The following is a 24311-nucleotide window of genomic DNA, read 5'->3' on the forward strand; positions in this document are numbered from 1 at the left end:
ATTGGGCATGGGGCATTGGGCATGGGGCATTGGGAAAAGACTTTTTAAATAATTCCCCCCACACTCCCCACACTCCCCACACTCCCTTGTATCCCCTCTCAATTTTTAATTTTTAATTGATATGTCTCCCTTGTCCTATTTGTCCCCAGATCTCGCTACTGACTAACCTGGGCTGTCTGTGTACCTTGCTCTAGTTGACCGAGTGCAGATTGTATTTGTCCTCTTGGATCGACAGCAACCCATCCTTCGGATGTCATCTGGCGGACTTCAAAGTGCAGGTGAGGGCCTGTTGAGTTACCTGTACTTCCGACCAGACCAATCACGGTTCCCCGTTCTACTCGTTGACCAGGCTGAACCAGGATTTGGGACATGTGACCGTAGAGAGTTTGTAGGGCGTTGTTGTGGTTGAGGATCACAGCTTGACCATAACCACCTACCCAGTCCGCAACTTCAACTTGACCAGAATATGCTGCCAAAATAGGAGTCCCCATAGCAGCACCGATGTCCATACCAGAGTGGAAACGGCGATCGCCTGTGATTGGATGAACGCGCCAACCAAACAATGAGGTAATTGGCGATCTAATCGAAAGTGGGTACATGAACCCTGTACCACTAATCGCCGCAATTCTATTGCCATAAATGGCTCTGTAGGCGATTTGTGGTAGTGTTGTTGCCAAAGGAATTTCGTAAGCTACCACACTCGGACGAGGCGCTAGACTATCGGCTGTTATTGGTGCTGTCAATTTACCCGCGCTGGGTGCGATCGCCACCTCGCTAACTGTGGTTGTGGGGGTAAAGTTGCTTGGACTGGGAATAAAACGGTTAGGGTGATAATTACTCTTACTAGAACCCAAATTAGCAACTTGGTTAGAACGCAAACCAGTACTAGAAATCACCTTAGAAACAATACTAGGCGGACGCCAACCAGTATTATTTTGATTATTAGTAGCAAGCCGTTTTGTGATCGGAATGGCAGCTACGGAGACATTTTGACTTTTCTTCAACCAACTGGGCGTTCCGGAACTACCATTGGCTACAGGCTGATTACTGGTGCAGCTATTGCTAGCAACTCCTTGATTCAATACAGCTTGACAACCACTGGTGCGCTCTGTAGCGATCACACTACTAGGAGCTTCATATTTAGCCGTGGGATTATAATCTGTGGGGTCAATATAAGCGTTATTGTAATCTTTGGGTTTTCCTGCTGTCGTACCTGTAGTACTAGGAGAATTCTTCACAGGTTGAGTAACTACAGGAACTTTGTGTTGTGTAGAACTAGGCTGAGTTGGAGCGGTAAATTCTACTTGTGGTTTTTCCTGTGTAATCACAGGAGTAATATCAGGTGTGGAAACTTTCACCCTTGGTGCTGATTGAGAAGTTGTCACCGGGGTTTGGGACTTTCTGGCTCTTATGCTTACTGGGGGTTGAGAAGCTTCTTCGCGGCGCAGTCTTTGTCTGAGTCTGCTCCGACGTTGAGAAAATTCTGGTTGGGAGTCAGTCTTTTCTGGAATTACTATAGTTTGACTGCGCTCAACAGTATTTTTGTTGGCAGTTGGAGAATTTTCCGTTGTGGGAACAATATTATCTATCGCTGATTCGGTTTGGGCAAGCACCATGCCACTGCTTAGAAGGCTGAAGCTACTAAGCAAACAGATACTTTGTGCTGGCAGCGATCGCCGCCATAAGTTATCCAAACGTTTAGGAGCAGAGTTATTGCGCTGCGTCATTTGTTTTGGGATTGAGTTTAAGTACGTAGTTTGCCTAAACAAATTGTTTACCAGTTAGGCTGTTATGCATTTAAATTGTATATTTTGCGATCAGGTTGTCAAAAGTCAACACTCCAGAGTCAAAGACTAGCTTGGACTTTGGACTGTTGACCCTAGACAGTCCTAACGCAAGAATATTTAATCTAAGCGCACATCAGCTTATCAGTTATCAGTTAATTTAGATAAAATTATGGACTTGCTTATCATTTTTTCACTTGATAACTGTTCACTGTTCACTGATTCGGTGATGTAGAATAGCCCAAACTGATTATACCGGGCTGGAGGTAAATTTCTGGCTTTGTTGCTTGTGAAGATTCAAATGTGTCTATTAGTACATGTAGTTCTCCAGTAGGCATCACACCAACTATAGTGCCTGCAAGATTGTTGACGTACACGCGATCGCCTACATTTGCAAGGAACTGTTGATAACGAGCCAATAATATATTCACTCCTTCTTGCAAAAGAGTCTGTATACCGGATTCTATTCCCAGTAAGATTTTCGCTGCCAATACTTCTAAAGTGGGAATTAATTGAGCTTCTTGTGCAGCTTGCCACATTTCTAAATTTATCCCAGTCTCTGGAACAGGGTTATTCCAGTTAATACCAACCCCAATTACTGCTTGGGTAATGATGCCTTGATGGACTTTGGTTTCAGTCAAAATACCACCCAGTTTACGCCCATTGATCACTAAGTCATTTGGCCACTTAATGTCAACATTAACACCACTTTTTCGCAATTGATTAGCAATTCCCCAAGCGCTGGCAAAAGTTAGCTGGTAGCTGTGACTAGCTGCAATCTTAGGAGTAAGCAAAACTGAAAGATATAATCCTCCAATCGGAGAAATCCAATTTCGCCCCCATTGTCCCCGTCCTGCTGTTTGCTGAGTTGCAATTACTACACACCCATGCTTTGCTCCTTGCTCTAGCAATTCCCACAGAGTTTTATTAGTCGAAGCCACGCAGTCAAATATACGGAGGGAAAAGGGCAAGTAACTATACTGACGTTCACCTTTTAAGGCTAATTCCAACTGTTGGTGATCCAATCCCACAGAGTTTCCCCAAATTTGCTTGTTCAAGTTAGCATTAATTGGCTGATTTTTATGTTGTTTTTAGGCTTAGTTGAAGATGCACACTTGGCATTGGCAGACTTGGGAAGAGATGTCTTACCTAACTTGTAGTCTTCTCGAAGCTTGGCCACATGGCTTTTTTACCCAACATTTTTGGCCTCGTTCTCCAGAAGAATTAACGATGGTACTGCATCCAGATGCTTCAGGATATCGCTTAAAACAGGTGCATGGCAATACTGTTCTGACGCCAGGAGAAATTGCCACTCAGTTAATCTCACCTGATGATGAGGTAAATCAAAATCAAAATCAAAAAGATAATTTTGTCCTCGCATCAGCAGATGGTTTAGTAAGCGAACAGCCACTACAAGCCCTTTGGGTAGCCTCTGCTGATTGTACACCAGTGCTGATTGCCGATGAAAAAACTTTTCAGGTGGCAGCAGTACATGCTGGTTGGCGTGGTACAGCAGCAAAAATAGTACCGCAGGCTATTGCTCGTCTGCAAGCCCAAGGCAGCAAAATCCAAGATTTGCGGATTGCTATGGGACCTGCGATCGCCGGGGAAGTCTACCAAGTATCCACACAAGTTGCAGCAGAAGTAGGGCTTAGCATTATACCACAAGAAAACGAAAAAGCAACAGTTGAGGCGTTACACAAACTGCCCAATCCCCCTTTATTGCCAGATCCTAACCCCGGTAAAGTCCGTCTAGATGTAAGACGGATAAATTTTTTACAGATGGAAAAATTAGGCATTAGTCCCGAACAGATTGCGATCGCTCCTTACTGTACTTACCAGACCCCAGAGCATTTCTTTTCCTACCGTCGGGAAAAACAAAAGAAAGTCCAGTGGTCAGGGATTGTGAGTAGATAGGAGAGCAGAGAGCTCTTAGCAGGGAGCTCTTAGCAGGGAGCAGGGAGACAAAGAAGAATAATCGATTCCCAATGCCCCATGCCCAATGCCCAATGCCCAATGCCCAATGCCCAATGCCCAATCCCCGATTCCCGATCCCTAATCCCCGATTCCCGATCCCTAATCCCCGATTCCCACCTAAAGCTGTTGATAAGCCTTGGGTGTAACTCCTGTAATTTGGCGAAAGTGCTTGGTGAAGTGACTTTGGTTGGCAAAACCACACTGCAAAGCTATGTCAGTGATTGTCACTTTCCCTTGCTTTAATAATAGCTTTGCCCTTTCTACCCGTTGGTGAATTACATACTGGTAAGGAGCTAGACCCATTGATTGTTTAAACTGACGGACAAAATAATATTGGCTCATTCCTACAGATCCAGCTAAGTCAGCCAGTGTAATATCTTGATTGAGATGAGCATGGATATACTCTAGTATTTTTCTTAGCTTGTATTTAGGCAAGCCATCTTCATGAGTTGTCAGTACAGGTTTCTTAACGCAATATTTCTTCAACAAATGAATAACTAACGTTGTTTTTAACTGCTCAACATACAAATTATTTACCTGAATATTCGAGTTCAGTTCTTCTTGAAGAGATAACAAAATACCTTGGATGAGCGGATCTCGTTTAGTCGCAAACTGCGGAATTAATTCTATGTCTTCAGGCGCATCTACTTCAGCACCTAAACTCAATAGCAGTTTAGGTTCTATTGTCACAAACATAAACTGAACATCTTCTTCCCACAAACAACGATGCAGTGTACCAGCAGGAATAATAGCTGTTGTGCCTACAGTTTGATACTCAGTTTGTCTGTATCCATCTAACCATCGTTCCGAAGGAGTGGAACAAAAGGTAGTAGTAATGGCGTGCATCGTCAGGCGATGCTCCGGAGTATCATAACTAGGTTGATAGTGATGCTCAAAGTAAATGTTGCTCCACCCAGAATTGTAACTGGTCAGAAGTGGTGGATTAGTAAAGAGTTGATTAGAAGCACCCTCTTGGTGAAAATCAATAACTAAAGGCTTTTGCTCAGTTAATTCTTCGCAGTAATTAAGCATGTTATGCCCTTTAAGAGGATTGGATGCAGGAGATTTCTCCCAGAAGCAGAGCCTCACAGCTTGAGGCTAGAGTTTATAACTGTCACATATACCCTTTATTTCTTAATAAAATTAAAAACTGTACTAGATTTTACGTAAACTTTTACTAAAGTATTATCATTTTATTTTTATTTCCTTGATTGTGATCAAGTTTCTTGGAAAAGGAGGTCATCAAAAAAGGAAGATCATATCCGCTTGAACACTTATGCTATTCGCCTGGGTCGGTAATAGGTGATCGGTAATTAGACTTTACCTCATAGTTGCGATGATCATTTCTGCTTTTTGAGCAGCAGTTGTTGGCAAGATTAGAATATTTTTGGCAAAAAGAGGAAAGACAACTGTTGCTATTGTTATGTATATACAACGGTTAGAAGCCAAGAGATCAAGGTTGTATGTAAAAAATAACCTTCACTATCAAAATCAAAAAGATATGGAAGTTAAAATTTATGCCCATTAAATTAGAAGGTAAAGTGGCGATTGTTACAGCTTCTTCTCGTGGAATTGGGCAGGCGATCGCCCAGCGGTATTACAGTTAACAGTGTTGTTCCTGGATCGACAACACCAGGAATGTTCGACAAAAGACCTATAGAAGAGCAAAAAGCCGTGTCTGCTAGTTCTCCTTTGGGTCGTATTGGACATGCTGAGAATATTGCTGATATCGTTGCTTTTCTCGTGAGCGAGGAGTCACGTTGGATTACTGGACAACATATCCTCGCTAATGGCGGTGCGAGATTTGAAAGCGCTGTATTTGCTGGAATTTTACACCTAATATCATCGCCATAACTTGCCTGATATCTGAACTGTAATGTTAACTTATTTTTAAAGGATGAGTATGCAAACTGTAGATTCACTAACTAATCTGTTCTCGCCCGTCAAAATTGGACCCTACACCCTGCCAAATCGCATCGTCATGGCACCAATGACACGTTTACGGGCTGTTGGTTCTGTTCCCAATGAATTAATGGCAACTTATTATGCTCAACGTGCATCAGCTGGATTAATTATTACCGAATGCACAATGGTTTCTCCCCTGAGTAATGGATACATCAATTGTCCGGGAATTTACTCAAAAGAACAGATAGAGGGGTGGAAGCAGGTAACACAAGCAGTTCATGCTCAAGGAGGTAAGATTTTTTTGCAACTGTGGCATAGTGGACGTGTGGCTCACTCTGCCTTACTGAATGGAGAATTACCTATTGCACCAAGTGCGATCGCAGCTACCGGAACACTCCACACACCCATAGGTAAAGTTAATCTTGAAACACCCCGCGCCTTAGAAACTAAGGAGATTCCCCAAATCGTCGAACAGTTTCGCCAAGGTGCAGAAAATGCCATGACCGCGGGATTTGATGGTGTAGAGTTGCATGGGGCGTTTGGTTATTTAATCGACCAATTCCTTCAGGATGGCTCTAATCAGCGTCACGATGAATATGGTGGTTCCATTGAAAATCGCGCTCGCTTTTTACTAGAAGTAGTCACAGCTGTTACTAATGTTTGGGGAGGAAATCGCGTTGGGATCAAGCTTTCACCCAGTAACACACATTATGGGATGAAAGACTCAAATCCTCAAGAGACTTTCAGCTATGCGATCGCTAAACTCAATGACTTTCACCTGGCTTACATTCACCTCATGGAACCCAATGAAACCGATTTAGCCACTCGTGAAGTTCTCAATCCCGTGCTACCGATTTTTCGCCCACTTTACACAGGTACAATCATCACTAACGGTGGCTACGACAAGCAAAAAGGTAATCAAGTTTTATCCTCTGGTGAAGCTGACTTGGTTTCCTATGCTAGGCTATTCATCGCCAATCCAGATTTACCCCAACGTTTTCAAGTAGATGCTGGCTTGAATGCACCAGATGGTAAAACCTTTTACGGTATAGGCGACAAAAATTTGGAAAAAGGTTACACCAACTATCCATTCTTAGAAGCGTAATCTGACTTAAAACAAGGGTGTAGGGGTTTAGGGGTGTAAAAAGAGTCAAAGAATTTTGGATGCGTGGATTTTGGATTGACAGAATTTATTTCTCATACTCGTAATGAGTTCATATTATGTGGTATATTCATATTCATTACGACTATGACTTAATTAAACAATTGCTATTTTCATAGCAGCCGAAAAAGTGGATTCACAAGAGGGAACCTATGGACTTATCAAACTCCAACACTGCAAACAACCTGGGTGAAGCCTTTGCAGGGGAATCAATGGCGAATCGCAAGTATCTTTTCTTTGCGGAAGTGACTCGCCAATTAGGAATGAGCGAACTGTCAAAGCTATTTCGAGAAACAGCAAATCAGGAAACAGAACACGCTTTTGCTCATTTTCGGTTAATGCATCCAGAATTGGTAGTAGGTGATGTGGCGTCATTAACAAAAGAGCAAAAAAAAGCGATCGCAGCTCGCTGTTTAGAATTAGCCATAGAAGGAGAAACTTACGAATATACAACTATGTATCCAGGCTTTACTGAACAAGCCCGTGCTGATCGAGATAGTAAAGCAGTGGTTGAGTTTGAAGCCCAACAAGCCGAGTCTCGCGAACACGCTAGTATATTCCGCAAAGCCGCTCATAATTTTGGCTTACTGACACATATTGAAAACCATCATGCTCGGCAATATACTGAAGCATTACAAGCTTTAGAAGGAGTAAACCCCTCTCCCAAAGCAGCTAGCGGTGATCCTGCTACCCAAAAATGGATCTGTCGCCAATGTTCAATGATATACAATCCCGTGGAAGGTGATCCTGATTCTGGTATTGCACCGGGTACACCTTTTGAGGCTATACCAGAAGATTGGTATTGTCCAATTTGTGGCGCTACCAAGAAAACCTTTGTTCCCTATCAAGAAGCAGTAGCAGCATAATTTTGGGAAGTTATTAACCACAAAGACACTAAGACACAAAGGAAATACCAAGTTATACCATTTCACGTTAATCACGATACACATAAATTGTGTTCCAGACGCGATATATCGCGTCTCTACATGGTCTGTATGTGTATCAGATTTTTTGTGAAATGGTATTAGGTAACTTTGTGTCTTGGTACACCAGGTGCTACAACTCTTGGAACCCCCGCAACGCACTGGCTCGTCTTGGTGGTTTAATCATAATTTTTATAACTCACGGGTAAAGTGACAGTGACATTAGTACCTTTACCAACAGTACTTTCAACTTGAATTTGACCTTGATGGTTTTCTACAATTGCTAAGGCGATCGCGAGTCCTAATCCTGAACCAGTAGTATTTTCAGTCTTGGTGTTTTTATTTGGATGGGTACGCGCTGGATCTACTCGGTAAAATCGGTCAAATAACCGCGGTAGTGCTTCTGTGGGAATACCGATACCAGTATCGCTGACTTTTATTTGCAATTGTGGGTAATTAGAACGTAGTCCGGAAACACGATTAGTTGCTTCTATGCGTGCTAATTCTACATTTACTTGTCCTGAAGATGGAGTGTAGCGCAAAGCATTACTAATTAAGTTTGTTAATAATCGCACTAATTGATTCCAGTTACCTGAGAGTGTGAACCAATTTTCTAAGATTTCGGGGTTAGTTTCCGCAGCTGGAGGATCAATTAAGTTGAAGGTGAGGGTGATGTTTTTTTCAGCAGCTAAAAGTTGTTGTTCTTCTACTACTTCGATCAATAAAGCATCCAGAGGACAAGCAGAAAAATTTTCTGTGCTGATACCGCTATCTTGTCGAGCTAGGAAAAGTAAATCATTAACTAGTTTACCTAAGCGCTGGGTGAGGCGTTCTACTAATTTTAACTGTTGGCGATAGTGGGAGAGAGTGGTGTCTTTGACTTCAACAGTATCTAAATCAGCCAAAGCAACCTGTACATTGGTTTGAATCAAAGCGATGGGACTTCTGAGTTCATGAGAAGCATCAGCAGTAAATTGCTTAAGGCGTTGGTAAGATTCGTGTACGGGTTCCATAGCTTTACCAGAAAGAAACCACCCGCTTGCTCCTACAGAGAGTACCATCATCCAGATACCGATCGCTAGATCAAGCATCAATTGTCGGCTCGGTTTTGTGACTTCAAACCAAGGATGACTTACACGCAGATATCCGACGACTTGCTTACCGACTTGTACTCGTTGAGTTACCTGACGCAACAATATTTCTAAATCTTTTGTATTTTCTTGTTCTTGGGTTTCTATTTCCCCGTGTCTTTCTTTCTTCTTGACTACATGTACAGTTTCACCTGTGCGGTTGACATGAATTGGAATATCGAGAGGTTCTGAAAGAGTAGACCAGAGTAGTTTTCCTGTGGGACTAAACCATTCTAAATCTATGTGGTCATCTTCTACGGTTTCTACAGTATCGGTGTTATCACGAAAACTAGCTTCTAAGTTAATCCGGTGTTGACTAGTGTTTGGGTTTACAGGTTCAATGACTAGCGATCGCTCTACTACTTCTACTACATGATTTAAGGTATCGTCAATTCGCTCTACCAAGGTATTACGGACATATAAGTACACACCAATTGCAAATAGTAGCAACAGTAAAGCTGTTAGAGCTGTGTACCAAAGGGCTAAACGACGACGAGTTGCTTGAAACATAGTTGGTGAGAAAACTTTTCTACCATTGTTATTTTTACGGTAATGATGGGTATTTATAGATATAAGGGTATGATAGATTTTTTGCGAATCTAAATATCTATAAACAATATTTTCCTATAAATACAGGGAAAAACATCGCTATTAAGGGCGATTGTGTTGGTATGATTTGAGACGATTCTCATTCCAGGCGATCGCTCTATTTTCTACATAATCTTGGATAAAATACAGCAAAATTTTTGTTATGGGAGCAATTAGCCTTCAAAGTGTTTATTCTCAAAACTTTAATACTTTAACTCAATTAAGTAGTTCTAGTTCTACTTGGACTAACGACAGTACTCTGAATGGCTGGTATGCAGCTAACACAGATGGGGTTACAGTTACTAGTTATCGTGCATCTAATGGTGGCTTTACTACTGGTAGTTTATATAGTTTTGGTGTAAACAATAATAGCGATCGCGCTTTGGGTTCTATCGGTTCATCCAGTTCCAAAGGTTTAATCTGGGGAGTTCGGTTTGTTAACGATACAGGTAGGACAATTGATCATTTTAGCATTAGCTATGTAGGTGAGCAGTGGCGGAAAACTACCGCTGGAGCGCAAACTATAGATTTTCAGTATCAAGTTGGTGCTACTAATTTAACTTCTGGTACATGGGTTGATTACAATGCTCTAGATTTTACTAGTCCCCAATATGGTGGTACTTCCAACAGTAACCTCAATGGTAACGATCCTGCTAACCGTGTTCTACTGGAAGCATCTTTGAATGTCACCCTTGCTCCTGGTCAAGAAATATGGTTGCGCTGGAGAGATATTGATCACTCTGGTTCAGATCATGGTTTATCTATAGATGACCTGACTTTTTCGCCCGTCATCACTGGTACAAGTGGTAATGACACACTTGAAGGAAGTGATTTCTTTGATACTATTAACGGTCTTGCTGGTAACGATGTGATTATAGGTAAGAAGGGAAATGACATACTCACTGGTGGTGGTGGTCAAGATACATTTGTGATCCGTCGTGGTGATGGTGTTGACACTATTACTGATTTTAGAGGATCTGGCACAGACATATATTATCCAAGTGATCCAGAAATCGACATTTTAAAATTTGAGGGAGATGGTTTTACTGTCCAGAATATGCTGCTTAAACAGGTTGGTAGCGATCTATATATTAACTTTGAAGGCATTAGTGATACTGGTGTGATTCTCAAAAATTTTCAGATGCAGAACTTGAATAACTTTAGAGGAGGTATTGTCGGCGCACCTGATTATGGCAACATCATCTTTAATGGGCAAAGTGTAGTAGTGGATAACTTTGATGTCTACGCAGCTGATCGCACATCTACTACAAATTACCAGAGTAACTGGGTAACATTCCTCAATGACTCAAGTAACTATTATGTAGGTTTATCTGGCTCCAGTGACACAATTAATGCTCAAGGAGGTAATGACACTGTTCAAGGTAAGAGTGGTAATGATTTAATTAGAGGTGGTGACGGTAACGATATTCTTGATGGTGGCGATGGTAGTGATACTTTAGTTGGTGGTAGTGGTGTAGACACGTTTGCGATCGCCACAGGACGCAGTGGCTATGATATTGTTACAGATTTTACTAACGGCGAAGACAAGATTGGATTGTTAAATGGCTTGTCTTTTGCTCAATTAATGATCACCCAAGGTACAGGGAATAACAGTAACGACACCATCATCAGTTTGGCATCCAGTCCAGCTCAATGGCTGTTAGTTTTGCGGGGAGTACCTGTCAACATAATTACAATTGATGATTTTATTGCTAATTTTGTCATCCCCATGCCAACCTAAGCTACGGTGTACACATATCGAGTTTTGTAGGGTGTGTTGTCGCGCAGCGCAACGCACCATCTAGTTATTTTCGGTACGTTAGAACGTTCCAATAATAAATATTGAGTAATATTTAATACTGTATTTTTACGTAAATATATTGAAATAAAAAATAAATTTTTAGTATTTACCCTGAGGTATTTAGTTTTCTGAGAAAGTTAAAGTCGAATTGCGACAACTAAAGTAATTGATTTAATTATTGAGTGTGATGAAAAGAATTTTAGCTATTGCTTTTTCCTTGGGAACCGTAGCTGTTGGTAGCTTGTTTACTACACCTGCTAAAGCTGTAGATGCAAATGTAAATATCAAGGTCAGCGTTCCAGATATTCTCTTTTTAGAAACATACAGCGACTTAACATTTGACGTTGATGTTGACGACTTGATAACTAATGCTACTCCTGACGTGATTCAAGCTGTTTCTGGTAATGTAGATCTCGGTACATCGGTTGTTGACACATTGCTGGGAACTGGTACTCTTCCCTCATTTAAAACCCAACCTATAAGTGTTAACGATGTCGAGGTCTATAGAGTCTGGGGTCTAGGTAGTACTGATGGAAACATTAGCCACAATGCAACATACGATGATACTGATTTAGCAGTCACTGGTAGTACTACTGGATCTATAGTAGCAGTTACAGCTACTGGTCCAAATGCAACTGACCCTGCACCTGGTCTAGATTATGCCGATGCTATTAAAGGCAATGTAGACTTTACTCTAGACTTTACCAATACCACTCAATCAGGTCTCCACGAAGGTGGAATTTTGACAGTGACTGCGACTGCTGAGTAAATCGTAGTTGAGCAATACTCTCGCTTTACCTAAGCGGAGAGCCGAGGTAGCATCTATTACAAGTTAAAAGCAAGATGATCCTCCATAAAGCTTGCTTTGACTGTATTGAACTGCTACGTGGCTCTCTTTTTAATTTCGTCCAGAGAGAAATTGAATGCAAGGACAATTATATATTGGTATGGCAACAGCGATGCTTTGCTTATATCAAATCAGCAATATAGAAACAGCATTTGCTGCTCCTTTAGAAGATTGTTCGCAAGTATGTGCAGAAAACATTGAATTACCAGCAATTGTTTCTAGCGAAGTTTTACCTAATGGTGCAAATTTACGACTAGTTACTAGTGGGGGGATAGTACGTAACGGTAGTTTAGAACAGCCATTACCAGAACCCATATTTAACACTCAAATTAACCGCACTATTGAAAATATTTGGCGATTCAACGTAGCAAGTGGTAGCGAAAATAATTTACAAGTCGATTATCAATTAGTTTCAGATAACAACGAAAGCGACAAGCTCAACCATCCGACATACACAGATTCAAAAATCGCAGTATCAATTAGTAAGATACAGCCAAAAGTTATTTCTACTGACCCCGATACTCAAACAGTTTTGGTAGAGGGAGGAGCAATATTCAGTTTAAATTTATCTGAATTGAAAGTTTCCGGTGAGCATTCTGGGACTTTAACAGTAACTATTACGGAACCCTAAAAAAATTATTTCTATTGGTAATTCATAGATCAATAGTGGTGTGAGGTGAAATGCAGAAATTTTGGAGTAGTGTTTTAGCAACAGTTAGTGCTATTGGTTTAGTTTGTAATCCAGTAGCAGCTATATCTATTGGTGTAAGTCCACCCCGGTTTGAATTAAAGCTTGATCAAAAAAAAGCTACTACTCAAATTTTTAAAGTTGTTAACAGAGACTCCAAACCAGCTACTTTTAAAATTTACTTGATGGGTTGGACACTGGATGAAAAAAATCAAATTAAGCGTGTAGCATCTTCAGAACAGTCTTTAGCTCAATGGATTATTGTTAATCCATTGCAATTTACTCTTGCTCCTGGTAAAACCCAAACTGTTAGATTTGCAGTGCGTCCTCGTGTTAAACCGCAACCAGGAGAACACCGTGCTTTTATTTTTGTGGAAGAGATTGCTTCTCCTGAGGACACAAAAAAACAGGGAGGAAACGCTGGGGTAAAAGTTATTGGGCGTTTTGGTGTTGCGGTGTATGGGTATGTGGGTGATGTGCAGAGAGTGGCTAAACTCAATGATATTTCAGTCAACACTAAATCCAATCCGATTACAGCGAGTTTTGATATTTCTAGTCAAGGTACTGCTTATGTCAGGATGAATGGTCAGTATACCATTTGGCAAGCTACTAAATATCCTGGAGCAAATGCTACCAAAGCGATCGCAGAAATAGAAAAACTGAAACCAAAATTTCCTGATGGTGTAGTGGTTGGTGGATCACTACCAAAAAAACCTGTGCTACCTAATACTAGACGCCAAGTCCTATTACGTTTACCTGATAAATTACCTCCAGGAAAGTACGTCTTGGATATTAATGGCGAATTAAATGGTGTGCAAATTGATCAAGGTATTCCCTTTACTGTTCCTCAATCCACAGCTACCATTCCACAACCAAAAACTCAACCACGTAGTTCTAATAATTCTTCTCGCACAATTAAAATTCAAACTCAATCAAATTAATACTCATCAAACTCATGTCTCGATAATTCTAGACTGTGAATATTTGCTGAGTAAATTTGCCGATTAATTGCAACATTTTCGCTCAACTATGTTTCCTATAGCTTTACCAACAACACAACCAGTTATTACTATTTGCTGTCACTCAGAATTTGTGGTTGAAAAGCAATTTAAATTGCCCATTCTTGCTGAGTTGCCTTCCCAAATAAATGAAAAAAATAGTGCTGAACTAACCGAAAATAAAGTACAGATTTTACATTCTGCCCTACTACGGATAAAGGGTAATAATTTTAAGATTGAATCTAAAATTTCTTCTGATGCAAGGAAAGAAGAAGAACAGAAAACAGGAGTCGAGTTAGAAAATATTCAAAATAATCACACAAATTTTTACTCTACAAATGAGTCACCAACAAATCATCAATCTAATACTGAATTAGTCAAAAATCCAAATTATATTATACCGACAGTAGAAAATTCTCAACCAAATATTAATAATCAGACAAAAGAAGAATTAGTCAATAACACTCAAATATCTAATGATCGAGCTAAAAATATCAGTGTTGATGAAAGTCATACTACATCTAAAATTAACAATGAAAGTACTGTAGCTGGTTATATTAAAACAGCAGGAAATGTTGTTTTAGTTGGTGTGATTATCAATCGGAAAGAAGTAGGTAATATAGATATTCGTCTCGATGGCGATACTGTTTTAGTTCCTCTCAAAGCTTTTGCTGATCTTGCTAATTTTACGATTGAAAATATTGGAGGTATCACAAAATTAAAAACACCATTAGGTGTGATTGATTTAGCACCTAGTGACATCAGGCAATTAGATGATGTAACTTATATCAGTGATGTCTCACTTCAAGAAAAGTTGTTGACTAAAATTACTTTTGACACAGCAGAATTAGCGTTAATTGTTGATTTACCTTGGCTCAAAAGTGACACAGAATCTCAATCTCAACAAGAAAATATAGAATTACAACCGGAGGTGCAACCTCCTAGCAGCACACTTTCAAGCTTGAGACAAGAATTATATTTTTATAAAAACTCTGGAGATACTAGCTTTTATAGCTCTACTCTTTTAGGTGGAAGGTTAGCAGGAGGAGCATGGCGGGTTCGCCTAAATAATAATTTTGAAAATATGCCAAATTTGGCTGAATACTTCTTTTATAAACGTCAAGATCAACTTCGTTATCAAATTGGGCGGCAACAAATTGGATTACATCCTCTATTAAATAGTATGATTTTGACTGGAGCGCAAATTGGTATTACTAATTTGCCCGCAGATAGTTTTAATCAAAGTTACAATGCTTCTGAACTTTTACCTCGACGTTCTCAACCTTTACAGACATTTAAAGGTAAAGCATTACCAGCAAGTTTTGTCCAACTTCGATTTGGTGGAGTGATCATTGCTCAACAACAAGTAGGGTTAAACGGTACATATGAATTTATTGATGTGAATGTACCTACTGGTAGTAATGATGAAATAGAATTGTTAGTTTATGATCGCAATAATCTGAGTGTACCAATTGAAATTCGTCCTTTATCAATAAATACTTCTAATTTATTATTACCAGCAGGCGGTAATGTGCAGTTAGCTGGATTGGGATTAAGCGGTAACGTCGTTCAAGATGCTTTTTTTGATGATTTTAGCAGTGATGCTGGTAAACCTGTCGGATTTTACCAATTCCGTCAGGGATTTTCTCGAAATTTTACTTTTGAAAGTGCTTTGCAACTTGTTCCTGATACTTTGCAAGCACAAACAGGTTTTGTTTGGCAACCAGTAAGACCTGCTATTCTCACAAGTAGTGTGGGTACATCTCGTGGTAAATTTGGTTATGCAACAGACTTAGATCTAGATTTTGGTCAATTAGAAATCCTGGGTAATTCTCAGTTATTTTCATCTGGTTATAGCTCTAATAGTCAATCACGCGATCGCTATAACCACAGTCTCCGAGTTAATTATCGTTTTAGCAATGCTTTTAATCTGGGGTTTATAGCCCGTAGCTTTCAAAATAACAGTGATTCGGTGAATTATATTTCGCCTACTTTTAATTTACTCCCTTTTCGCGGCTTTTCTTTATCAGGTAGACCTGATTATAAGGGTCGATATTTATTTAATGCTTTCTACAATCCAACTAGTTCCACAAGACTAGCTTTTAGTTCTTTTGGTGATATTTATAACTCTAGTTTTAATTATAACTTTAATCGACAATATCAATTATCTCTGGGTAGTGAATTTGGTGGTGATCAATCTACCCTTTACAGTGCAACACTAAATCATTATTCTCGGCGTTTTGGTGGTCTAAATTGGAGGATGGGAATAGCTTACAGTCATGGAGAAATAGGTCCAGTAGTTGGTGTCGGTATGCAGGTGCTACCAGGCTTATATGGTAGGGTTGATTATCAAGCTATCCCTTCTAGAATTGGAGACCAAATTGGCGCATTTGGAAATGATAGGCTGACTGTTTCTTTAATATCAGATTTGTCTTTTGCTGGAGGTAATTTTGCTCCATCTAAATATTATGGTTTAGGACAGGAAAAAGGCGGAATTGCAGGCAGAATAGTTATCGAAGGTCAGAATAAAAAGTTTAACTTAGAAGGAGCTAATATCCGTGTAGTTGATAGCCGCAACCACAGAGTAGGTGGTACTAAAACTGATACTTTTGGCAATTTCTTTATTGGTAATTTACCAGAAGGTGTGTATGTAGTTGAAATTGATCCAGATAAACTACCTGTAGAGCTTTCTACAGTCAAAACTAGCATAGTAGCAGAAGTAGCTGGTTCTGCTGTGACTCGTTTAGATTTTCCTGTTAGAGAAGAATACGGTGTTGCTGGAAGAATCACTGATACAACGGGTTTACCTGTTGTAGATGTGCAAGTAGAACTCATCAATGTTGATGGTAAACGTGTTGCATCTGGTTTAACAAATGAATTTGGTCTTTATCGCTTTGATAATGTTCCTGTTGGTAAGTATACAATCCAGGTTCGTTCACAAGATGCTACTTCAGCAAGCGATAATCTACCTAAGCGAGTAGTACAAATTAAAAATGACTTTGCTTTTGATCAAGATATACAATTACCTATCTCAGCAGCAGTTAAGAAAAAATAAGTAAGTCGGTATAAATTAAGTTAATTAGTTAGGGTTGTTATTTGTACTCTCAAAGATTAGGGTGGTTTTATATAAGTATCAAAAAAGTTATATGTAATGATGCGATCGCACAACAAACTACATTAATTAAATCAGTGCTGTTGGATCAGCAGTGTAAATTGTTGCAATCAGTAAGCTATATTTCTCTACAAATTTTTCAGCCTTTGATATAGATCCCCGACTTTTTAGAAAAGTTGGGGATCTTGTTTTTAGTTATCAGTTATCAAGCTATCAATCACATGCTGGAGGAATTGTTTCTCAAGTGATATAACTAATAACTATTAATCTGGCCAGTCTCAGCAATTCCAACTGGAACCCATGAAAGTACAGCAATACTTAACCTACCAATATCAAGTCGGGGGTAGTTTACCAGCTAATTCTCCCACCTATGTGACGCGGCAGGCAGATCAAGATTTGTACGCAGCGCTGAAAGGGGGAGAATTTTGTTATATTCTCAATTCGCGACAGATGGGTAAATCGAGTCTGCGGGTGAGAACGATGCAGAGGTTGCAAGAAGAAGGGATTGTTTGTGCTGCTGTTGATATGACTGCAATTGGAACTTGGGATATTACTCCAGAACAATGGTATGCAGGGGTAATTGATAGCTTAGTGGGAAGTCTAAATTTATATCACAATTTTGATTTAGAAACTTGGTGGAATGATCATCATTTGCTTTCGCCTGTGCAGCGATTTCACAAGTTTATTGAAGATATTTTATTAGTGGAAATTACTGAACAGATAGTAATTTTTATCGATGAAATTGATAGTGTCCTCAGTTTGAGTTTTTCGATTGAGGATTTTTTTGCTGTGATTCGTAATTGTTACAATCAACGTGCTAATAAAGCAGTTTATAATCGTTTGAATTTTGTATTAATTGGTGTAGCTATTCCTAGTGATTTGATAGCAGATAAAAAGCGTACACCGTTTAATATTGCTAGAGGAATTGAATTACAAGGATTTAAGTTAGAGGAAGTTGATTCACTGACGCAAGGATTGGTAGGAAAAGTTACTAATCCCCAAGCTGTGATGGGTGAGATTTTGGCTTGGACTGGTGGACAACCGTTTTTGACGCAGAAGTTGTGTGAAATCATCCTGCGGGAGTTGAAGGAAAATAGACCTAATTCCTTTACTCGTAGAGAAGAGGGGGAATTTTTTAACTTTCTTGATGGGAGAGAGTTCGGAGGAGATATTTTCCCTTCTGGGAGTAGCAAGGGTTGGGTGGAAGCAGTTGTCAAATCTCGAATTTTGGAAAATTGGGAATTTCGCGATGAACCAGAACATTTGCGGACAATTCGCGATCGCATTCTCAAAAATCACCAAAAAGCGTACAATTTGTTAGGTCTATATCAGCAAATTTTGCAGCATGGGGAATTAGCCTGTGACAATAGCCAGGAACAGATGGAATTACGGCTGACAGGATTGGTAGTTGAACGAGACAACAAGTTAAAAGTTAAAAATCGGATTTACGAGTCTGTTTTTAATCAGAACTGGGTAGCAAAAGCCTTAACAGATTTACGACCCCACGCAGAAACATTAGAATCTTGGGTTAGTACTAATCAAGAAGCAGAGAAACAAGCGAAGCAGATTTTAGAGTCAGCGCAACAGAAAGCTAAACGCCAAACTTACATTGGAGCTGGTATTTTAGGAGTATCCCTACTAGGGGCTGTGGTGGTAGCAGTAGGAACTGAACAAGCTAGACAAAGGGCTTTTACTGCGATTCAAGTAGAACGCAATGGTAACTATGCTTTGGAAAGATTTAAACAAAACCAAATTGATGGTTTATTAATGGCGATGTCAGCAGGACAAACCCTTAAAGGTTTAGTTAACCAAAACCATTCGATAGCTGATTACCCTGCTTTTAGTCCCATCCTCAGCATTCAAGATATTCTGGCGCAGATTCACCAGAAAAATTCCTTTGAAGATTCTAGCCGTCCTACAAGTCTTGTATTTAGCCCAGATGGCAAAACAATAGCTTCGGGCGGTGATTATACCATCAAACTTTGGGATATTACCACAGGTCAAGTGATCAAAACTTTGACTGGGAATGAAAGTACAGTTAAAAGCGTTGCATTTAACCCCGATGGTAAAATAATTGCTTCTGGCGGTTATGACAAAACAATCAAACTTTGGGATGTCACTACTGGTAAAGTCATCAAAACCCTATCCAGTCAAAATAATTCGATTTATGAAATAAAATTTAGTCCTGATGGTACAATACTTGCTTCCCGTAGTAATAACAATATTATTCAACTTTGGGATGTCACCACTGGTAAAGTTATAAAAAATCTCTCCGAGCATACGGATTTAGTTAATAGCATTGTATTCAGCCCGGATGGCAAAATACTTGCTTCCGCTAGTTCTGACGATACAATCAAACTTTGGGATGTGGCGACTGGTAAAGCGATTAAAACTTTAACTGGACATGTTGATACAGTCAATAGCGTCGCATTTAGTCCCGATGGTAATCTGATTGCTTCTGGTAGTGATGACAAGACTATCAAACTCTGGGATGTCGCCACTGGTAAAGCTAAAACTTTGATAGGAAACAACACTTCGGTTACTAGCGTCGCATTCAGTCCAGATAGCAATCTGATTGTTTCTGGTAATTACGAAAATACAATTAAAATTTGGGATGTCACGACTGCCAAACCTACCTACACTTTACATGGGCATGAGGGTAGTGTCAAAAGTGTAGCATTTAGCGCCGATGGTAATTTGATTGCTTCTAGTGGTGACGACAACAAAATTAAACTTTGGGACTTTAGCAAAAATCAAGATATTAAAACTTTAAATGGGCATGAATCTCAAATCAATACCATCGGATTTAGCCCGGATGGTAAAATCATAGCTTCTGGTAGTGTTGACAATACAATCAAACTCTGGGATGCCAATACTGGTAAAACAATTAATAACCTTGTAGAACATAGCGCTGCGGTTACAAGTATTGTATTCAGTCCAGATGGTAAAACACTTGCTTCTGGTAGTGCTGACAAGACGATTAAACTCTGGGATTTGATTACTAGTAAAGCCATCAAAACTTTAAGTGGAGATGACTTATATATTAGTAGTGTTGGATTTAGCCCGGATGGAAAAATACTTGCTTTTGGAAGTTATGACGGTAAGATTAAACTCTGGGATATTGCAGCTAGCAAAGAAATTTTAACTTTATCTGATCACAGTGGTGCGATCGCAACTATCAAATTCAGCCCAGATGGCAAAATTCTTGCTTCTGGAAGTACTGACAAAACTATCAAATTTTGGGATATCGCCACTGGTAAAGTCATCAAAACCTTCACCTACGGAAGTTCTGTTACCAGCATTGCATTTAGTCCTGATGGGAAAATCTTTGTTGCTGGAAGTGATGATAAAACAATTAAACTTTGGGATATCGCCAGTGAAAAAGTTATTAAAACTTTCACTGGACATAGCGATATTGTCAAAAGTGTAGTGTTTAGTCCAGATGGCAAAGTTGTAGCTTCTGGTAGTAATGACAATACAATTAAACTTTGGAATGTCGCTACTCGTAAAGAAATTCGCACCCTCACAGGACATACTTCTGCTGTCACTAGCGTTGCATTTAGCAGTGATGGAAAAGTCCTCGCTTCTGGGAGTGTTGACGAAACAGTTAAACTTTGGCGTTTAAATATAGATGATGTCCTCTCGCGGGGTTGCAGTACTTTACAATCATATTTAATTTCCCATCCAGATACTTTAGAAAAACTCAAAGTTTGCCAAAATCAATCTTTGTTTTTAGCAGCAGCACCAGCTTTAGTTAATCAAGGTGAAAATTTAGCAACAGCAGGTAAATATCAAGAAGCTGTAGCTAAGTTTAAAAAAGCGAAAAAATGGGACTCTAAGTTAGACATTAATCCCGAAGTGAAAGCAGCTCCAGCTTTCGTGAATCAAGGTATTGAAATAGCAATGCAGGGTGATTTTTCTGGTACGTTCAAAAAATTTAGACAAGCGCAGAAACTTGATCCCAAAATTGATCTTAATCCATATACTGAAGGTGTACAAGATCATGCCGAATTTGTTGCTAAACAGCTAGTAGCAGAAGGTTTAATTCATAAACAAAATTTGATTCCTAAAGCTGAAGAGTATTTAAAACAGGGTGATTTGAAAAAAGCCGTGGCGACATACACAGAAATTGAAAAGTTACACCCATCTAAACAAACCTTAGCTAATTCTTGGAATAGTCTTTGTTGGGAAGGTAGCTTGCGTGGTTACGCCAAAGATGTGATGTTTGCTTGTGAAAAAGCCGTGTCTCTTTTGCCTGATGATGGGAATATCCGTGATAGTCGTGGTTTAGCAAGGGCGCTAACTGGTGATACTAAAGGCGCAATTGAAGATTTTCAAGTATATATCCAATGGATTGATAATGCTGAGGCGAAAGCAAAACGCCAAATTTGGGTGAAAGATTTAAGTACTGGTAAGAACCCGTTGACACCGGAGGTGTTGCAGAAGTTGCAGAGTGAGTAAGTAAGTTGGCGCTAATATTTATAGCTATGTTAAGAAATTTAAATGTAGTGGCGTGGCAAGGCTAAAATGTTGGATTAATAAACCGCAGAGGCGCAGAGAACGCAGAGAAAGAATCAGATAGGCACGAGATGTCAAAGAAGCGTTATCTTAAAAATTGGTAGCAGGCGTCATAATATTAAGTGCTAAATTCAGTATCCACTGACAAAAAATAGAGGTTAAAAGGTTCCTTTTGATGAAAGGCATAAAGTTGCAATTTTTACCTAATCTTGTGCGGGAGTGGCGACGCTTTTTATCCCTAGTTTTGCTGCTTGTGTGCCTATTCTCTCTAAGTACGTCACCAGCGTTTGCAGAACTTAAAGATGACAGATATGACGGTAATATATTCGTGGTTTATGCTGGGAATGGTTCACTAGTTCCGCCTAGAGCTACACTAGCATCAGCTTTAAATGAACATAAACCAGCATTATTGGTCTTTTATGTTGATGACAGCAGTGATTGCAAACAGTATGCGATCGTTGTCTCACGTTTACAAGCATTTTATGGTGGAGTCACAGAGATGATTCCTGTTGATGTAGATTCGATTGTACCCACCCAAACCTACAATTCTACAGAACCTGGTTATTATTACTCTGGTGCTGTTCCCCAAGTTGTTTTGTTTGATCAATCAGGTCAGATTGTCTTAAATAAGACAGGTCAAGTACCATACGAAGAAGTAGACGCTCAATTGAGAAAAGTGTTTGATTTGTTACCACGTTCTGAGTCAGTGGAATTAAAGCGCCGTTCCTTTAATGAGTTAAATAGTGAATTAACAGAAGAATAATTGTTGCGGGCAGACTAAATTTGTCTGCCTCAAATTTTAGTACAACTTGATACTGCATTTTTCATCAATGGCAGAGAAAATATTGAAATAAGGGTGAGAAACTCAAAGAAAATGACCAATGACCAATGACCAATAATTCCGAGCAGAGTACAAGAAAGCGGATAAATCCTGGGAATAAATCCAAAATCCAAAATCCAAAATCCAAAATTGGATGACCAATGACTAATGAAGTGCTTTATGATGTCAAAGGTTTATACTACAGAGGAGCTGATCAAAATTTTAGCAGCCGAACGCCAAGCTTGCTTGAAAGGCGATCGCCTCAAATTAGAGGTAGACATTTCTGGTAATCCTGTAATTGACCAATTTATCAGAACTGATGGATTGCAAAAGTTCAGCGCCTATCAAGATTTTAAAGCTGCTATCCATGAATACCAAAAACAATATCTCGTTTCTGGCATTATTTGGCGTGAGGTGAGTGTTAAAGGTCAAACCTTGCGTTATCCCGAAGTAGATTCTCAGTTAATTGCTTTATCTGGTGACTTAGATATATTAAAGGTGGCAAAAAATTCTATTTTAGAATTTTGGAATGAAGTCAGTGTAGAAATGGATTTATATTTAAGTGTTAAGAATGGTAAACAATATCAACAAATAATTAAAGCTGATGTTGATCGAATTGTCCAAAGGACAGAATGGGCAAGTATATGTTGTTTTGAAAAATCTAACTTCTTAGAAATAATTTTGCAGTTGGGATGGGGTCAACCACAAGAAGCGTGTTACAAACGAGGTTTTCCGACATCAGGTAGTGAGTTTGTTCATGCTGTCAACCCTGGTAATCATCCAATTGCTTGATCTTTTGATATATCCAGATCCCCGACTTCTTTAAGAAGTCGGGGATCTTGTTGTTCGCGAATGATTTAGGAATGCTATAATCTACCATCTACTATATTAAGCACTTCGGTTATTTGCTGATTAATATTTTTGACATCAAAACGCTGACTGGCTGTAGTCTGGCCATGATTGGCAATCATCGCAGTTTTTTCTGGCTCCTGTAAACAGGTAGTAATTATCTGTGCAAGTTCTTGGGATTCTCCTGGTGTAGATAAAAAGCCATTAATACCATGTTCTACTAATTCTACCGCACCACCGGCTTTGGCTGCTATGACTGGTTTTCCGCATAACATAGCCTCGACAATTACTCTACCAAAGGGTTCCGCAGCAGTGGAAGTATGTGCTACTAAGTCACATGCTGACATTAGTTGAGGAATATCTGAACGAAATCCTAAAAATTTCACTCGATTTTCTAGCCCTAATTTAGTAATTTGTTGGTGTAATTGTTGGACGTATTCTTGTTCCCCAAACAATGCATCCCCAACTAAAATTGCTGTTACTTCTTGAGGACATTGTATCAGTGCTTCAATTAATATGTGTTGTCCTTTCCAAGGTGCAAGACGACTAAAGTGTCCGACGACAAATTTACCTTCTAGTCCTAGTTGTTGTCTGGTTTGATGAATTATAGATGCATCTGTTTGATAGTTTTTGGGATCAAAACCATTGTAGATAACTGTGGTAATGTCTGCACGTCCTCCCGCTTCGATAAATGCTGTTTTACTTGCTTGAGAATTAGCAATTACTAATGATGATCGATTAGCAGCAGTTACGGAAATACGGCGGTTGGTTTGACTAAAATGTTCTGGTGAAAGTATGTCATGTAAATGATAAACTAAAGGACGCCCACTCAAAAAACTGGCGATCGCTCCCACAACTAATGCTTTTTGAGTGTTGGCGTAAATTAAATCATATTCACGGGCTGTTTGCACAACTTTAGTAAGTAAAGGTATGAGTTGTCCTAAACTTGCTAATCCTTGGGTAAAGGAACTTTCTTTGCGAACTTGGATGGTTTGAGTTGTCAGAACTTGAACCGGAATCTGATTTTTTTCTAGTAAAATTCTAAAATCACCATCAGCAAATAAACCAACTAGACAATTATCTTGATAAGGTTTAGCAATGTCTATGAGACACAGTTCTGCACCACCTGGTTTACCACTTTGGTCTAAAAATAGAATTTTCATATTTTACCTTTTCACATTTTGAAGATGAAACCTCTTGCACTGATGT

The 24311-nt window shown here is 39.5% G+C and carries 17 protein-coding genes; 12 read left to right on the forward strand and 5 right to left on the reverse strand.

Annotated elements, in window-relative coordinates; all coding sequences use genetic code 11:
* Positions 1–155: 155 nt before the first annotated feature.
* On the reverse strand, positions 156–1727 hold the full coding sequence (locus B4U84_RS20725; RefSeq protein ID WP_131120425.1) for a M23 family metallopeptidase: 1572 nt from the start codon (positions 1725–1727) through the stop codon (positions 156–158).
* Positions 1728–1999: 272 nt separating this feature from the next.
* A complete protein-coding gene (locus B4U84_RS20730; protein ID WP_026081934.1) occupies positions 2000–2815 on the reverse strand; it encodes a biotin--[acetyl-CoA-carboxylase] ligase in 816 nt (271 codons plus the stop codon).
* A 76-nt stretch (positions 2816–2891) separates the two neighbouring features.
* On the opposite strand from B4U84_RS20730, the gene pgeF reads away from it, so the two are divergent.
* On the forward strand, positions 2892–3701 hold the full coding sequence (gene pgeF / locus B4U84_RS20735; protein WP_017311052.1) for a peptidoglycan editing factor PgeF: 810 nt from the start codon (positions 2892–2894) through the stop codon (positions 3699–3701).
* A gap of 177 nt (positions 3702–3878) precedes the next feature.
* Here pgeF and B4U84_RS20745 read toward each other — a convergent pair whose 3' ends face one another.
* Positions 3879–4793, reverse strand: a complete 915-nt coding sequence (locus tag B4U84_RS20745) for an AraC family transcriptional regulator (RefSeq protein ID WP_017311053.1) — start codon at positions 4791–4793, stop codon at positions 3879–3881.
* Positions 4794–5399: 606 nt separating this feature from the next.
* Here B4U84_RS20745 and B4U84_RS20750 point away from each other — a divergent pair.
* The 3 genes from B4U84_RS20750 (at position 5400) to B4U84_RS20760 (ending at position 7694) form a co-directional block, all read left to right on the forward strand.
* Positions 5400–5615 carry an SDR family oxidoreductase gene (locus B4U84_RS20750; RefSeq protein ID WP_044450915.1) on the forward strand — a complete coding sequence of 72 codons (216 nt, stop codon included), beginning with the start codon at positions 5400–5402 and terminating at the stop codon, positions 5613–5615.
* A 49-nt stretch (positions 5616–5664) separates the two neighbouring features.
* A complete protein-coding gene (locus B4U84_RS20755) occupies positions 5665–6771 on the forward strand; it encodes an alkene reductase (protein ID WP_131120427.1) in 1107 nt (368 codons plus the stop codon).
* A 209-nt stretch (positions 6772–6980) separates the two neighbouring features.
* Positions 6981–7694: a rubrerythrin family protein gene (locus tag B4U84_RS20760; protein WP_131120428.1), complete on the forward strand. Its 714-nt coding sequence runs from the start codon at positions 6981–6983 to the stop codon at positions 7692–7694.
* A gap of 236 nt (positions 7695–7930) precedes the next feature.
* On the opposite strand, the gene B4U84_RS20765 is transcribed toward B4U84_RS20760, so the two are convergent.
* A complete protein-coding gene (locus B4U84_RS20765) occupies positions 7931–9391 on the reverse strand; it encodes a sensor histidine kinase (RefSeq protein WP_131120429.1) in 1461 nt (486 codons plus the stop codon).
* Positions 9392–9632: 241 nt separating this feature from the next.
* On the opposite strand from B4U84_RS20765, the gene B4U84_RS20770 reads away from it, so the two are divergent.
* The 8 genes from B4U84_RS20770 to B4U84_RS20805 all read left to right on the forward strand — a co-directional run bounded on the left by B4U84_RS20770 (position 9633) and on the right by B4U84_RS20805 (position 23045).
* A complete protein-coding gene (locus tag B4U84_RS20770; RefSeq protein WP_044450911.1) occupies positions 9633–11210 on the forward strand; it encodes a calcium-binding protein in 1578 nt (525 codons plus the stop codon).
* Between the two features lie 247 nt (positions 11211–11457).
* Positions 11458–12039 (forward strand): hypothetical protein, encoded by a 582-nt coding sequence (locus B4U84_RS20775; protein WP_044450910.1) that lies wholly within the window; start codon positions 11458–11460, stop codon positions 12037–12039.
* 154 nt (positions 12040–12193) lie between these two features.
* A complete protein-coding gene (locus B4U84_RS20780) occupies positions 12194–12748 on the forward strand; it encodes a hypothetical protein (RefSeq protein ID WP_131120430.1) in 555 nt (184 codons plus the stop codon).
* A gap of 50 nt (positions 12749–12798) precedes the next feature.
* Positions 12799–13746 carry a fimbrial biogenesis chaperone gene (locus B4U84_RS20785; protein WP_131120431.1) on the forward strand — a complete coding sequence of 316 codons (948 nt, stop codon included), beginning with the start codon at positions 12799–12801 and terminating at the stop codon, positions 13744–13746.
* Between the two features lie 88 nt (positions 13747–13834).
* On the forward strand, positions 13835–16858 hold the full coding sequence (locus tag B4U84_RS20790) for a carboxypeptidase regulatory-like domain-containing protein (RefSeq protein WP_131120432.1): 3024 nt from the start codon (positions 13835–13837) through the stop codon (positions 16856–16858).
* 357 nt (positions 16859–17215) lie between these two features.
* Entirely contained in the window at positions 17216–21376 is a 4161-nt protein-coding gene (locus B4U84_RS20795) for a WD40 domain-containing protein (protein WP_131120433.1), read from the forward strand.
* A 232-nt stretch (positions 21377–21608) separates the two neighbouring features.
* Entirely contained in the window at positions 21609–22196 is a 588-nt protein-coding gene (locus tag B4U84_RS20800; protein ID WP_044450906.1) for a thylakoid membrane photosystem I accumulation factor, read from the forward strand.
* Between the two features lie 240 nt (positions 22197–22436).
* The gene (locus B4U84_RS20805) at positions 22437–23045 is read left to right on the forward strand and encodes a hypothetical protein (RefSeq protein ID WP_131121018.1); all 609 of its coding nucleotides are present in this window, start codon (positions 22437–22439) and stop codon (positions 23043–23045) included.
* A 74-nt stretch (positions 23046–23119) separates the two neighbouring features.
* On the opposite strand, the gene B4U84_RS20810 is transcribed toward B4U84_RS20805, so the two are convergent.
* Positions 23120–24265, reverse strand: a complete 1146-nt coding sequence (locus tag B4U84_RS20810) for a glycosyltransferase family 4 protein (protein ID WP_131120434.1) — start codon at positions 24263–24265, stop codon at positions 23120–23122.
* Positions 24266–24311 lie beyond the last annotated feature (46 nt).

This window comes from Westiellopsis prolifica IICB1 (assembly GCF_004323185.1).
Lineage (GTDB): Bacteria > Cyanobacteriota > Cyanobacteriia > Cyanobacteriales > Nostocaceae > Pelatocladus > Pelatocladus prolificus_A.